Below are 12769 nucleotides of genomic sequence, written 5' to 3'. Positions count from 1 at the left end.
GACGGCCCCGGTCAGGCGACCGGAGCGGACGGCACCGGTCAGCCGACCGGTGCCGGGCTCTCAGGGGCAGAAACCGCAGGCGCGGCAGGCGCGGCAGACAAGGCCGACAAGGCAGACAAGGCAGGCGCCGCAGACGCCGCTCCCGGCACGTACCGGGGACGCAGGCGCATGCTGGCGATCCGCGCCTGCTTCGGCATGCCCCACCCGAGCACCCCGACCGCCTCACCGGCGCGTTCGGCCACGGCGACGAACCGGCCGTCCTCGGGGTGCCCGTCGACGACGGTGACCCGGTCGGCCGAGGTCATCTGCCCGAAGACCTGCACGCGGGTGCCGTGCTGGTCCGTCCAGAAGTACGGCACCGGCGTGTACGGCACGCGGCGCCCGAGGACGTTGCCGGCGACGACCTGCGCCATCTCGGTCGCGTTCGTGCGGTTCTCGAGCCGCATCGAGCGCCCCGCGCCGACGTGGTGGAAGCGGGCGACGTCGCCCACGGCCCAGACGCCGGGCGCAGCGGCTCCGAACGCGTCGCAGTCGATGCCGTCCGTGACCTCCAGGCCGGACGCCTCGAGCCACCCGGTCGTCGGGCGGGACCCCACGGCGACGACGACGGCGTCGGCCGGACGGCTCGGGCCGTCGACGAACTCCACCGTGTCCACGCGACCGTTCCGGCCGCGGACCCGCGCGGCGCGGACCCCGCCGAGCAACCGGATGCCGGCCGCCTCGTGCTGTGCCGCGAGGAACTGCGAGCCGAACCCGCCGAGCTGCCCGCACATCGGTGCACGGATGCTCCCTGCGAGCGTGACGTCCACGCCGACGGACGCGACGGTCTGTGCCACTTCGCTGCCGAGCACGCCGTTCCCGACGACCAGCAGCGGCCCCTGCAGCGTCTGCAGTCCCGCTCGGAGCCGGTCCGCGTCGGCCCGGGTGCGGAGGACGTGCACGCCATCGAGCCCGGCCCCCGGGATCGCACGCGGCGTGACACCGGTGGCGATGACGACGTGGTCGGCGGCCCGGGTGGTGCCGCTCGTCGTGGTCACGGTCCGGGTCGCGACGTCGAGGGCGACCGCGCGGTCCCCGAGGACGAACTCGGCGTCGAGGCCCGCGAGCTGCTCGGTCGAGCGGAGCACCAGGGCGTCCGCACCGATCTGCCCGGCCAGGTACTGCTTCGACAACGGAGGCCGGTCGTAGGGGTCCTCGGTCTCGCCGTCGAGCAGCGTCAGACGGCCGACGTGCCCGTGGCGGCGGAGCGCCTCGGCCGTCGCGACACCGGCAGCCGAGGCGCCGACGACGAGGACGGATGCGTGGGGATCGGTCCGAGGGACTCCGCTACTGGCCATGCTCCGAGCCTCGCCGGGCCCAGCAGTGCCGGACTACTCCGGGCGGACCGACCGGGATACCGCAGACGCAGTACGCACCGCGCCCGGCGATCGAGCACCCTGGACCGGTGACCCGCACCCGCACCGAACACACCGCCCTGATCGTCGTCGACCTGCAGGCCGGGACCGCGCCGTACCAGCGCACCCACCCCGTCGAGGCCGTCGTGGCCAACGTCGAGACCCTCGCCCGCGCCACCCGTGCCGCCGGCGGCACGGTGGTGTTCATCCGCCACGACCCCGCCACGACCCCGGCAGGCGCCACCCAGTACGGCGGCGGCCCCCGCCCGGCTCCGGTCGCCTACGGCTCCCTGCTGCTCGAACGGGCCGACGCCGACGGCAACCTGACCCGCGGCGGGTGGAGCGCCTTCGCCGGCACCGGCCTCGACGAGCGGCTGCGCGCCGACGGCGTCACCGAGGTGGTCGTGGTCGGCCAGGCGACGACCTTCGGCGTCGAGTCCACGGCTCGGGCCGCGTACGACCTGGGCTACGACGTCGTCCTCGTCGAGGACGCCACCAACGACCCGGACCCGGACGCCCACGCCGCCCGGTTCCGGTCGGTGTTCCCCGCCCTCGGCGTCGTCGTGCAGACAGCCGACCTGGCGGGGCCGGGCGCGGCCTGAGCGGCGACCGGGCGGCGGACGGGAGGCCCGTGGCGGGCCCGCCACCTGCCTCCCGTCCGTCACGTGCACCGTTCAGGGCCGACCCTGTAGGACGGACGGAGCCGAGCGCACGCTCGCCCCGACCCGACCCGAGGAGCACCCATGGCCGCGAAGACCATCGTCATCACCGGCGCCAGCGACGGCATCGGCGTCGCCGCTGCGCGGGAGCTCGTCCGCCGCGGGAACGAGGTCGTCGTGGTCGGTCGCAACCCCGCGAAGACCGAGCGGGTCGCCCGCGACCTCGGCGTCGACCACTTCGTGGCCGACTTCTCGGACCTGTCCGCCGTCCGGGGGCTCGCCGACGACCTGCTCGAACGCTGCCCCCGGATCGACGTGCTGGCCAACAACGCCGGCGGGATCTTCAGCGCGGGCCGCCAGGTCACCGTCGACGGTCACGAGCTGACGTTCCAGGTCAACTACCTGGCGCCGTTCCTGCTCACGGAGCTGCTGATGGACCGGCTCGTCGCGTCCGGGGGAACGGTCATCAACACCTCGAGCGTCGCGAACAAGCTCTTCGGCCGCGTCGACATCGACGACCTCGACGCCGAGCGGCACTTCCGGGCCACCAAGGCCTACGGCGACTCGAAGCTCGAACAGATCCTGTTCACCAAGGAACTCGACCGCCGGTACCGCGACCGGGGCGTGACGTCGACGGCGTTCCACCCCGGCACGATCAGCACCGGGTTCTCGAACGACAAGACCTCGCCGATGTACCTCGTGTACCACACGCCCCTGCGCCACGTGTTCCTGACGACCCCGGAGAAGGGCGCCGACACGCTGGTGTACCTGGCCGACAACACCCCCGGTCGCGACTACCCGACCGGCGAGTACTACGTGAAGCGCAAGGTAGCTGCGCCGAACGCGCAGGCCGAGGACGCCGACCTGGCCCGAGAGCTGTGGGACCGGAGCGTGGCGATGCTGCACGCAGTCTGACCGAGCGCGCTCCGCGTCGGTCGTCGGCGCGCTACGCGCCGGTCTCCGGCGCAGGGGTGACCGGCGGCTGCGCCTGCCGCAGGCCGGTGACCAGCAGCGTCACGATCGTCCGCACGTCGTAGTCCGGGTCCTGGGGGCTCCACGCGACCAGGTCGCCGACGGCGCGGAGCAGCTGGTACGGCGACACCGACGCGACCACCTCGCCCGACCCCCGTGCGGCGTCGAGCATGCGGCCGAGCACCGGGACGAGCTCGTCGACGAACAGCGTGTGCAGCGCGGTGAAGCCGTCGGCGTCGCCCTCCCACACCCGCGCCAGGCCGTGCTTCGTGCCGAGGAAGTCGACGAACTGGTGCACCCAGCGCAGGATCGCGTTGAACGACGTCGGCGCCGAGTCGAGCAGCACGGGGCCGGCCTCGGCCAGGGCCTCGATCTGGTGCCGGTAGACGGCGACGACCAGGTCCGAGCGGGTCGGGAAGTGCCGGTAGAGCGTACCCACCCCCACGCCGGCGGCGGCGGCGACCTCGCGCACCGGCGCACCGACGCCGGACGCAGCGAAGACACCGGCCGCGGCGTCGAGGATCGTCCGCTCGTTCCGTTCGACGTCGCGGCGACGCCGGGGCGGCGCGGTGTCGTTCGACGGCGCGGTGTCGTTCGACGGCGTGCTCATCCCCCGATCATCGCACGGCCTGCACCCGGAACGGAACGCCGATCCGTTTCGCTTGCAATCCGGAGCGCTGTTCCGTATCGTTCCGGAACGTTGCTCCGTTTCGAGCGACGACCGCTTCCGGAAGGACTCCCGATGTCAGCAACAGCACCGCTCCCCCAGGTGATCAGCGTGCGCCCCGTCACCCTGCCCGCGCCGTCACGCGGCCACGACCTCGAGGTCCGGATCACCGCCCCGATCACGGGCACCGAGCTGCCCGTGATCGTCTTCGCCCACGGCTTCGGGCAGTCGATGACCGGCGGCGATCCCCTCGTCGACCACTGGACCGCCAACGGGTTCGTCGTCGTCCAGCCCACGTTCCTCGACTCGACGAAGTACGGCCTGACGCTCGACGACCCGCGCTACCCGACGATCTGGCAGACCCGGGTCGACGACCTCGAGCGGGTCATCGACGACCTCGACGTCCTCGTCGCCGCCGTCCCCGGTCTCGCGGGACGTGTCGACCAGGCGAACCTCGCGGTCGCCGGGCACTCGTGGGGCGGCCAGTCCGTCGGCATGCTCCTCGGCGCCCGGGTGATCGGGTCGGACGGACAGCCGGGCGAGGACCGCACCGACCACCGCGTGCGTGCCGGGGTCCTGCTCTCCACCATCGGATTCGGTGGAGCCGACCTGACGCCGTTCGCGCAGGAGCACTTCCCCTTCATGAGCCCGGACTTCAGCCAGCTGCGCACCCCGTCGCTCGTCGTCGCCGGGGACCACGACCAGTCCCGGCTCTCCACGCGCGGGCCGGACTGGTTCACCGACGTGTACCACCACAGCCCCGGCGCCCGGCACCTGGTGACCGTGCACGGCGGGGAGCACCTGCTCGGCGGCATCCAGGACTACGCGTCCACCGCTACGACCGACGAGAGCCCGGAGCGCGTGGACCTGGTCCGCCGCACCACGACGGCGTTCCTCCGGACGGCGCTCGGGCTCGACGCCGACGCGTGGTCCGCGACGGCCGACGCCATCGCCGCTGCCGGAGCCGGCGACGCCGTCGGCCACACCGACGCAGTCGGCCACATCGAAGCCGTCGGCCACATCGACGCCGTCGGCCACATCGACTCCAAGGAGGACCACTCGTGATCACCGACCAGCACCCGCTCCCCACCCCCTTCACCGCATCGTCCACCGCCACCGACGTCCTCGACGGCGTCGACCTGACCGGCCGGGACGTCGTCGTCACGGGCGGTCACGGCCGCCTCGGCCGGGAGGCCAGCCGCGCCCTCGCCGCCGCCGGCGCCACGGTCACCGTCGCGTCCCGCGACACCGACCGCGCCAGCGCCGCCGTCGCCGGCATCCCCGGCGTCCGGGTCGAGCAGCTCGACCTGACCGACCCGGCGTCGATCGACGCCTTCGCCGCACACTGGACGGCCTCCGGACGCCCGCTCCAAGCCCTGGTCAACAACGCCGCGATGCTCTTCACCCCGGACCGGCGGCTCGACGCCCGCGGCAACGAGCTGTCGTTCTCGACGTCCCACCTCGGGCACTTCCGGCTCACGCGGGCGCTCCTCCCTTCCCTTCTGGAGGCCCGTGGTGCGCGGGTCCTGAACGTCACGTCCGGCGCCGCCCGCTTCGGGCAGATCCGGTGGGACGACCCGGCGTTCGCCAGCGGCTACGACGCCGCTGCGGCATACGGGCAGGCCAAGCGGGCGAACGTGCTGTTCGCGGTCGAGCTGGACCGCCGGTACGCCGACCGGGGCATCCGGTCGTTCGCCGCACACCCCGGAGTGATCATCGGCCCGGGTCCGCACGACGAGTCCCGGATCGCCTCGTACCGCGAGCAGGGGCTGGTCGACGAGGACGGTACGACCGTCGTCGATCCAGAGCGCGGTAAGAAGACGATCGAGCAGGGGGCGGCGACCCTCGTGTTCGGTGCCGCGAGCCCGCTGCTCGACGGCGTCGGCGGGGTCTACCTGAAGGACAGCGACGTCGCGGTGATCGACGACGAGGTCCGGCCGCTCACCGCGGACAGCATCCCGTCGGATGCCAACTCGGCGATGCTCGACGCCGACGACGCCCGGCGGCTGTGGGAGGTCAGTGTGCGGCTGACCGCGTGACGCCGTCGTGCCCGCTGGTAGCTTCGGTCCCATGACGCGACCCCGAGGGGCCGCACCACTCATCGTCGGCCTCGGGGGCGCTGCCGCCGGTGCTCTCCTCGGGTACTGGGGTGGCATCCTGATGCTCTCCGGCGGCCGCGAGGCCACGGTCGGAGACGGCCTGCCGCCGTACTCGCTCGTGGTGGTGGTCATCGCCGCGATCATCGGCATCGGGGTCCCGCTGGTGGCCATCGGCTGGTACTTCCGGCAGAAGGTCTCCCTGGCCGGTCAGCCCCACCGTGTGCAGGCGCTGTGGCTCGGCCTCGTCTGGGGGACCATCGCGATGCTGCTCGCCGGAAGCCTGAACGGCATCGCGAGCCTGCTGCCCGGCGGCCTGATCTGGCCCGGGCTCGTCGAGGAGTTCCTGAAGCTCCTGGTGCCCGTCATCCTGCTGCTGTCCTCGCGCACGTACCGTTCGCCGCGGCTGGCGGTGTGGCTCGTGTTCGTCGCCGCGGCCTGGTTGGGATTCCTCGAGGGCATCAGCTACATCATCACCTCGCTCGACCCGATCCTCGACGGCGCGAAGGCTCCGTCCGATGCGCCGTTCATCATGATGATGGACGTCATCGTCCGCATCATCGCCGAGGTCTCGCATCCCCTGATCACCGTCGGCGCAGCAGTCCTGATCTGGCTCGCCGCGAAGACGCTGCCGACGGGCAGGGCGACCGGCGTCGGCGTGCTCGCGTACCTCGGCGCCGCTGCGATCCACGGCCTCAACGACGCCGTGATCGACGGGCCGGTCCGCGACTGGAACGTGCCGGTCAGCATCGTCCTCGAAGCCCTGTACGTCGTCGCGGTCTTCGTGTTCTGGTTCCGGCCGCAGGTACGGCGGCTGCAGGCCGACGGATCAGCGCGCCGATGACCGGCTCCGCCGGTACCTTCTCTTCTGGTGCAGACGACATGCACCACAGGGCGATGCAACGCACGAGGGGACACACCATGGCCACAGGGGCTCGACGGTACGGCAGGGCGATCGAACGGCAGGACGGTCGGGACTTCCCGTTCTACGACGGAGACCCGATCCGAATCCCCGCATGGCAGTGGGTGACCATCGTCGTCGCGTGCGTGGCCGGCATCACCGTGCTGAGCTTCTACCCGGCGGCGGACAACATCCAGTCGCTCGTGCCACGGTTCCTCTTCACCGCGATCATGCTCGCCGTCCTCATCGCCTTCACGAGACGACACTGGGCGCGCATCTTCCAACGCACCACTGCACGTGACTTCGGCACCATGATCGTGTTCGCGATCCTCAGCCTCATCGTGTCGTTCACGGTCGGGATCATCGTCAAGGCGATCTTCGGCACCAACGCCAACACCGCGACCGACGGCATCCACGGCGCGGGTGAGATCGTCGCGTTCTACGTGGGGACCGCGATCCAGCTGCTGGGCGAAGAGCTCTTCACGATCCTGCCGTTCCTGGCGGTCATGGCGCTGTGCCACCGCATCGGACTCACCCGCACCCAGGGCATCCTCATCGCCTGGCTCGCGACCGCGATCTGGTTCGGTGCAGCACACCTGCCGACGTACGGGTGGAACTTCGCGCAGGCGTTCCTGATCATCGGCATCGCACGGCTGGTCCTCACGCTCGCCTACATCCGCACGAAGAACATCGCGGTCAGCACCGGCGCACACATCATCAACGACTGGGTGCTCTTCACCGCCGCGATCATCGGGGCGACAGCGAGCGCCTGAACGGCGCTGCGGTCGTCGGCTGACCTGGTCAGCGTCAGCGTCAGCGTCAGCGTCAGCGGTGCGGAGTGCGCTCGGCGAGCTGGCGCAACCGTTCCTCGGACACCGACCCAGGTTCCGCTGTCCACAGCACGATCAGCTTGTCGTGGTCCATCGCCGACGCCAGGATCTCCCAGTCGAGCTCGACCGTACCGACGACCGGGTGACGCAGGGTCTTCCGCCCGGTCCCGCGACCGGCCACGGCGTGGGCAGCCCAGATCTCCCGGAACTCCGGGAAGTCAGTCGACATCCCGTCGACGACCCGGCGGAGCTCGGCGTCGTCGGGGTACCGCGCGCTGTCACCCCGGAGCTGAGCGATGGCGAGCTCGACCACCTCTGACCAGTCGGCGTACAGGGCTCGCATGGCCGGGTCCGCGAACAACAGCCGGATGAACGTGCGGTCCGCCGTCGGGATGGCCCCGAAGTCGGTGATGAGCGCGGCACCGAGCCGGTTCCAGCCGATGATCCGCGTCAACCGTCCGAGGACGAACGCAGGCGTCGTCGCGAGGTCGTCCAGCGCGCGTTGCAGCGCCGGTTGCACCGTCTGCACGCGGGGCAGTGGCGGAGCAGCCTCAGCCTTCCCGGTGAGGTCGGTCAAGTACGCCCGGTGCTCGTTCGTCAGACGCATCACGTCGGCGAGGTCTGCCAGGACCGGAGCGGACACCGCGATACGGCCTTGCTCGATGCGCGTGTAGTACTCGACGCTGATCGACGCGGCCTGGGCGACTTCCTCCCGACGGAGGCCCGGCACACGTCGCCTCACGTCCGCAGGGATCCCGAACGCCGCCGGGTCGAGTTCCGCACGCCGAGCACGCAGGAAGTCACCGAGCTCTGCTGCGCGCACGTCGATCGCCACGTCGGGCAGTCTGCCACCGGCCGGAGGGGGGAGGGATCCGTGCCTCCACAGCGCGGGCGCCGGCTGGCATCGTCGGGGACATCCCCGACCACGAAGGAGCCACCATGAGAGCGTTCGGTCTGACCGAGTACGGAGCACCCGCTGTGCTGCACGAGGTGCAGCTGCCAGAACAGCACGCGGGACCGGGCGAGGTCCGTGTCCGGGTCCGCGCCGCTGCCGTGAACCCCGTCGACGCCATCATCCGATCCGGAGGGTTCGCCGGCAACGACCGTGCGATCGCCGAACCCGTCGTCCCCGGCACCGACGTCGCCGGCGTCCTCGACGAGGTCGGCCCGGAGCAACCCGAGGGGTTCGACCTGGTCGTCGGCGACTCCGTCACCGGGTTCGTCGTACCGGACGGGAGCCACGGTGGTTACTCCGAACGGATCGTCCTGCCGACCCTGTCGGTGACCCGGATGCCGTCGAGCGGCTCGTTCGCCCGAGGGGCGGCGTTCCTGTCGAACGCACTCACCGCGGAGATCACCCTCGAACACCTCGCCCTGGAGCCCGGCCAGACCCTCGCCGTGACCGGTGCGACCGGCGCCGTCGGCGGGTACCTCGTGCAGCTCGCCGCCGCGCGCGGCATCACCGTCATCGCCGATGCGCGCCCCGCCGACGCACAGCGTGTCCGTGGCCTGGGTGCGGCGGTCGTCCTCGACCGTGACACGGACTTCACCGCAGGGGTCCGGGACGCCACGAACGGTCGCGGTGCCGACGCAGTCGCGGACCCAGCGGTCCTGACCGACCAGGTCGTCGACGCTGCTCGCGACGGCGGGCAGGTCGCGTTCTACCTGCCGACCGACGTCGACCCGGGCCGCGGCATCAGCGTGTTCGGGTCCTACGTGATGCGCTCGAACCTCCGGCACGATGCCATCGAGCGGCTCGCCCGATCCGTCGAGCGGGGCGAGCTCAGGGCCGACGTCGCCGATGTCGTCCCCGCTGCCGACGCTGCCGCCGCCCACGAACGGCTCGAACGGGGCGGTCTGCGCGGCCGGCTCGTCCTCGAATTCTGATCCCTACGATCCCCCGAAGGAACACCGCATGGACACCACCGCAACCCTCCCCGCCGTCGGACAGACCTGGCTCGCCGACCTCGGCCCGGACACCCCCCTCGGACACTTCACCGTCGAGATCACCTTCGACACGGAGACCCAGGTCACCTTCCACGTCACCGGCGGTGCCATCGCCGGACGGACCGAGACGATGCCGTACACGACCACGAAGGTGCGGGACGGGCTCTACGTCGTCCGGTGGACGGAAGCCGACGCGGGCGACCACGTCACCCACATCGAGGACTACGACGCCGGGACCTGCATGGCCAGCTCGGTGGTCGGCGGGGAGTTCATCCAGCTCAGCGGCACCTGGACACGCGTCCGCTGAGCGTCGCGCTCACCACCAGAACGGTGCCTGCGGCTGGTACGGCGCCGCCGAGAGGTGCTCCACGAGGGCATCCCTCGACCGTCCACCCCCTCGTACGGTGGTGGAGCAGAGCACTGGCCCGACGAACAGGATGAACATGTCCGACTGGAACCCCGACACCATCGCGGCGATCGCCACCTCCGACGACCTCCACGTCAGCCCGTTCCGGGCGGACGGCACGACGTACGGCACGCCGACCTGGATCTGGTCGGTCGTCGTCGACGACGACCTCTACGTCCGCGCCTACAACGGGCAACGTTCCCGCTGGTACCGCTCCGCGATCGAACAGGGCGCCGGCAGGATCAGCGCCGCGGGGTCCGAGCACGAGGTGGTGTTCGAATCCATCGGCCCCGACCTGAACAGCCGGATCGACCTCGCGTACGAGACGAAGTACGCCGGCAGCCCGTACCTCCCGCCGATGCTGCAGGACGGCCCCACCTCGGCGACCGTCCGGATCAGTCCGCGCGCGTGACCACGCCAGGGGCGCAGTGGACGCGCCACAGGGCGGACGGGAGGCGCGGTGCCAGCTGGCACCGTGCCTCCCGTCCGGTGTCCTGGCAGTGCACCCCGCGCCCCGGCGCGGCCTCGTAGGGTCGCCTCATGAGCACGAACCGCGACGACGTCAAGGACTTCCTCGTGAGCCGCCGTGCCCGGGTACGCCCGGGCCAGGTGGGCCTGCCCGGTGGGCCCAACCGGCGCGTGGCCGGCCTCCGCCGCAGCGAGGTCGCGATGCTCGCCGACGTCAGCGTGGAGTACTACTCCCGGCTCGAGCGCGGGAGTCTCTCCGGTGTCTCCGACGGCGTGCTGCACGCCGTCGCCGGCGCGCTGCTGCTCGACGACGCCGAACGCGACCACCTGTTCGACCTCGCACGGGCTGCGAACGCCTCCCCGGTCCGTGGGCAGCGTCGTGCAGCGACGCCGAAGACCCTGCGCGTCGGGCTGCAGTACACGCTCGACGCGTTCACCGGCGGCCCGGCGTTCATCCGCAACGACCGCCTCGACGTGCTCGGTGCGAACGCGCTCGGCCGGGCGCTCTACGCGGACCTGTTCCGGAAGTCGGAGCGGCCGAACCTGGCCCGGGCCGCGTTCCTGGACCGGGACTGGGCCGATGCGTTCCACCCGGACTGGGACGTCGCCGCCGACCAGAGCGTCGCGATCCTCCGCACTGCGGCCGGCCACGACCCCCACGACGAGGACCTGCAGGCGCTGATCGGTGAGCTCTCGACGCGCAGCGCGGAGTTCCGGACGAAGTGGGGTGCGCACGACGTCCGTCGGCACGCCACGGGCGAGAAGCACTTCGTCCACCCCGTCGTCGGTGCCCTCGACCTGCACTTCGAGGCGTCACGACTCATGAGCGACCCGCGCTTGAGCCTCCTGCTCTACAGCGCGGAACCCGGCTCGCCGACGGCCGACGCACTCCGCCTGCTCGGTTCGGTCGCCGCGACGGAGCAGCGCGACGCCGCCGAGCACCGTGGGACCGACGTCCGGAGCTGACGCTGCATCGTCGCCCGCGGTCACTCGGTCCTGATGCGGATCGCTGCCAGCGCCGCGACGAGGAGCACCACGGCGGCGACCACGAAGCTGGTCTGCGTCCCGACCACGAACTGCGACCGGTCGGCCAGGAACGCCCCGAAGACCGCGATCGCCACCGCCCCACCGACCTGCCGGAAGGTGTTGAACACCGCACTCGCTGTCCCCGACCGTTCAGCGGGGACGCTGGCGAGGACGACCGACGTCGCGGGCGGCATCGCGACCGATCCGCCCGCACCGGTCAGGATCGTGCACACCGCGACCGCGGCGATGGAGTCGTACGGGGCGAGCACGATCATCACGACGAGGCCGATCGCCATCGTGGTGAGTCCCGCGACCACGGGGACCCGAGCGCCGAACCGGTTCACGAGGGTGCCGCTGACGATGTTGCCGACGATGCTGAACGCTGCGGACGGCAGGAACACCAACCCTGCTGCCAGTGGCGACAAGCCGAGGTGCTGCTGCAGGTAGAGGCTCAGGACGAAGACGCTGCCGAAGTTGCCGACCATGAACGCGAACCCGACGCCGAGCGCGATCCGCATCCCACCGGAGCGGAACAGGTCGAGCGGCATCATCGGGTTCCGACCGTGGGCCTGCACCAGCAGGAACCCGACGACCGAGGCGGCGGCGACGGCAAGCGCGACGACCACGTCCCAGCGGCCGAAGCCCGACGCACCGCCTTCGATGAGCCCGAAGACGAGGCCGCCGAGCGCGAGCAGGGCGAGGACCTGACCTGCCGCGTCGAACCGTGCCGGCCGCCGAGGCGACGGTGCCACCCGGACGAGCATCCCGAGCATCACGGCGCACACCGGCAGGTTGATGGCGAACACGAGGCGCCAGTCGAGCGTCGTCAGCGCGCCGCCGAGGATCGGCCCGACCGCCCCGGCGACCGCGCCACCGACGGCCCAGATGCCGAGGGCGTGCGCCCGCTCGCGCGCCTCGGGGAACGCCTGGCGGATGAGCGCCATCGACGCGGGCAGCATCACCGCGGCGGCCGCGCCCTGGACCGCACGCGCCGCGATCAACGCGCCGAGCGACGGGGCGAGGGCACACGCGACGGACGCCACGAGGAAACCGGCGATGCCCCAGCCGATCGCCCGCTTCGCGCCGATCCGTTCGGACAGGTTGCCGGCGAACAGCAGCAACGAGGCGAACAGCAACGTGTACGCGTCGATCACCCACTGCAGCCCCGCGGTGCTGCCGCCGAGCTCCCGCCCGATCGTCGTCAGCGCCACGTTCACGATGAGGATGTCGAGCGTGATGAGGAAGAAGCCGAGCGAGGCGAGCACGAGTGTCAGCCGCGCAGCTCGGTGCGGGCCTCGATCGGTCGGGACGTCGGCTGCGGTCGGAGCGGTCACGGTTCGATGCTCTCCTGGCTGCGCTCGTCGGGGGATGCCCTGACCGGGAACCCCTCGCGACAGATCGAA

General features: G+C 71.7%; 14 protein-coding genes. 10 read left to right on the top strand and 4 right to left on the bottom strand.

Features of this window, described 5'->3' with window-relative positions:
• Positions 1-38 precede the first annotated feature (38 nt).
• Positions 39-1337 (bottom strand): FAD-dependent oxidoreductase, encoded by a 1299-nt coding sequence (locus tag EDF51_RS16930; protein WP_134195716.1) that lies wholly within the window; start codon positions 1335-1337, stop codon positions 39-41.
• A gap of 107 nt (positions 1338-1444) precedes the next feature.
• Between EDF51_RS16930 and EDF51_RS16925 the strand changes: the two genes are divergently transcribed.
• Positions 1445-1996, top strand: a complete 552-nt coding sequence (locus tag EDF51_RS16925; protein ID WP_165932410.1) for a cysteine hydrolase — start codon at positions 1445-1447, stop codon at positions 1994-1996.
• A 141-nt stretch (positions 1997-2137) separates the two neighbouring features.
• Complete coding sequence (locus EDF51_RS16920; RefSeq protein ID WP_131880810.1) at positions 2138-2968, top strand: SDR family NAD(P)-dependent oxidoreductase; 831 nt, start codon at positions 2138-2140, stop codon at positions 2966-2968.
• A gap of 31 nt (positions 2969-2999) precedes the next feature.
• Here EDF51_RS16920 and EDF51_RS16915 read toward each other — a convergent pair whose 3' ends face one another.
• Positions 3000-3635: a TetR/AcrR family transcriptional regulator gene (locus tag EDF51_RS16915; RefSeq protein ID WP_131880808.1), complete on the bottom strand. Its 636-nt coding sequence runs from the start codon at positions 3633-3635 to the stop codon at positions 3000-3002.
• Between the two features lie 132 nt (positions 3636-3767).
• Here EDF51_RS16915 and EDF51_RS16910 point away from each other — a divergent pair, with 132 nt between their 5' ends.
• The 4 genes from EDF51_RS16910 to EDF51_RS16895 all read left to right on the top strand — a co-directional run bounded on the left by EDF51_RS16910 (position 3768) and on the right by EDF51_RS16895 (position 7462).
• Positions 3768-4757 carry a chlorophyllase gene (locus tag EDF51_RS16910; protein WP_134195714.1) on the top strand — a complete coding sequence of 330 codons (990 nt, stop codon included), beginning with the start codon at positions 3768-3770 and terminating at the stop codon, positions 4755-4757.
• Complete coding sequence (locus tag EDF51_RS16905; RefSeq protein WP_134195712.1) at positions 4754-5731, top strand: SDR family NAD(P)-dependent oxidoreductase; 978 nt, start codon at positions 4754-4756, stop codon at positions 5729-5731. The genes EDF51_RS16910 and EDF51_RS16905 overlap by 4 nt, the downstream gene beginning before the upstream one ends.
• 31 nt (positions 5732-5762) lie before the next feature.
• The gene (locus EDF51_RS16900; protein WP_131847007.1) at positions 5763-6632 is read left to right on the top strand and encodes a PrsW family glutamic-type intramembrane protease; all 870 of its coding nucleotides are present in this window, start codon (positions 5763-5765) and stop codon (positions 6630-6632) included.
• Between the two features lie 77 nt (positions 6633-6709).
• Complete coding sequence (locus tag EDF51_RS16895) at positions 6710-7462, top strand: CPBP family intramembrane glutamic endopeptidase (RefSeq protein ID WP_207896274.1); 753 nt, start codon at positions 6710-6712, stop codon at positions 7460-7462.
• Between the two features lie 52 nt (positions 7463-7514).
• Here the strand turns inward: EDF51_RS16895 and EDF51_RS16890 are convergent, their stop codons facing one another.
• Complete coding sequence (locus tag EDF51_RS16890; RefSeq protein ID WP_131847005.1) at positions 7515-8354, bottom strand: helix-turn-helix domain-containing protein; 840 nt, start codon at positions 8352-8354, stop codon at positions 7515-7517.
• Between the two features lie 104 nt (positions 8355-8458).
• Here EDF51_RS16890 and EDF51_RS16885 point away from each other — a divergent pair, with 104 nt between their 5' ends.
• The 4 genes from EDF51_RS16885 (at position 8459) to EDF51_RS16870 (ending at position 11306) form a co-directional block, all read left to right on the top strand.
• Positions 8459-9406: an NADP-dependent oxidoreductase gene (locus EDF51_RS16885; protein ID WP_131847004.1), complete on the top strand. Its 948-nt coding sequence runs from the start codon at positions 8459-8461 to the stop codon at positions 9404-9406.
• A gap of 28 nt (positions 9407-9434) precedes the next feature.
• A complete protein-coding gene (locus EDF51_RS16880) occupies positions 9435-9773 on the top strand; it encodes a hypothetical protein (protein ID WP_131847003.1) in 339 nt (112 codons plus the stop codon).
• Positions 9774-9909: 136 nt separating this feature from the next.
• A complete protein-coding gene (locus EDF51_RS16875; protein WP_131847002.1) occupies positions 9910-10284 on the top strand; it encodes a DUF2255 family protein in 375 nt (124 codons plus the stop codon).
• Positions 10285-10412: 128 nt separating this feature from the next.
• The gene (locus EDF51_RS16870) at positions 10413-11306 is read left to right on the top strand and encodes a helix-turn-helix transcriptional regulator (protein ID WP_131847001.1); all 894 of its coding nucleotides are present in this window, start codon (positions 10413-10415) and stop codon (positions 11304-11306) included.
• Between the two features lie 20 nt (positions 11307-11326).
• On the opposite strand, the gene EDF51_RS16865 is transcribed toward EDF51_RS16870, so the two are convergent.
• The gene (locus tag EDF51_RS16865; protein ID WP_207896270.1) at positions 11327-12700 is read right to left on the bottom strand and encodes an MFS transporter; all 1374 of its coding nucleotides are present in this window, start codon (positions 12698-12700) and stop codon (positions 11327-11329) included.
• Positions 12701-12769: the final 69 nt, after the last annotated feature.

It is taken from the genome of Curtobacterium sp. PhB25 (assembly GCF_004365375.1).
Lineage (GTDB): Bacteria > Actinomycetota > Actinomycetes > Actinomycetales > Microbacteriaceae > Curtobacterium.
Note: the sequence above shows the minus strand (reverse complement) of the source record. Positions and strands in the feature narration are given on the sequence as shown.

Excerpts from the sequence above, each read along its gene's own strand:
- EDF51_RS16870 (WP_131847001.1), top strand. The coding sequence starts at position 10,413 with ATGAGCACGAACCGCGACGACGTCAAGGACTTCCTCGTGAGCCGCCGT.
- EDF51_RS16920 (WP_131880810.1), top strand. The coding sequence starts at position 2,138 with ATGGCCGCGAAGACCATCGTCATCACCGGCGCCAGCGACGGCATCGGC.
- EDF51_RS16930 (WP_134195716.1), bottom strand. The coding sequence starts at position 1,337 with ATGGCCAGTAGCGGAGTCCCTCGGACCGATCCCCACGCATCCGTCCTC.
- EDF51_RS16910 (WP_134195714.1), top strand. The coding sequence starts at position 3,768 with ATGTCAGCAACAGCACCGCTCCCCCAGGTGATCAGCGTGCGCCCCGTC.
- EDF51_RS16885 (WP_131847004.1), top strand. The coding sequence starts at position 8,459 with ATGAGAGCGTTCGGTCTGACCGAGTACGGAGCACCCGCTGTGCTGCAC.
- EDF51_RS16895 (WP_207896274.1), top strand. The coding sequence starts at position 6,710 with ATGGCCACAGGGGCTCGACGGTACGGCAGGGCGATCGAACGGCAGGAC.
- EDF51_RS16915 (WP_131880808.1), bottom strand. The coding sequence starts at position 3,635 with ATGAGCACGCCGTCGAACGACACCGCGCCGTCGAACGACACCGCGCCG.
- EDF51_RS16880 (WP_131847003.1), top strand. The coding sequence starts at position 9,435 with ATGGACACCACCGCAACCCTCCCCGCCGTCGGACAGACCTGGCTCGCC.
- EDF51_RS16875 (WP_131847002.1), top strand. The coding sequence starts at position 9,910 with ATGTCCGACTGGAACCCCGACACCATCGCGGCGATCGCCACCTCCGAC.
- EDF51_RS16900 (WP_131847007.1), top strand. The coding sequence starts at position 5,763 with ATGACGCGACCCCGAGGGGCCGCACCACTCATCGTCGGCCTCGGGGGC.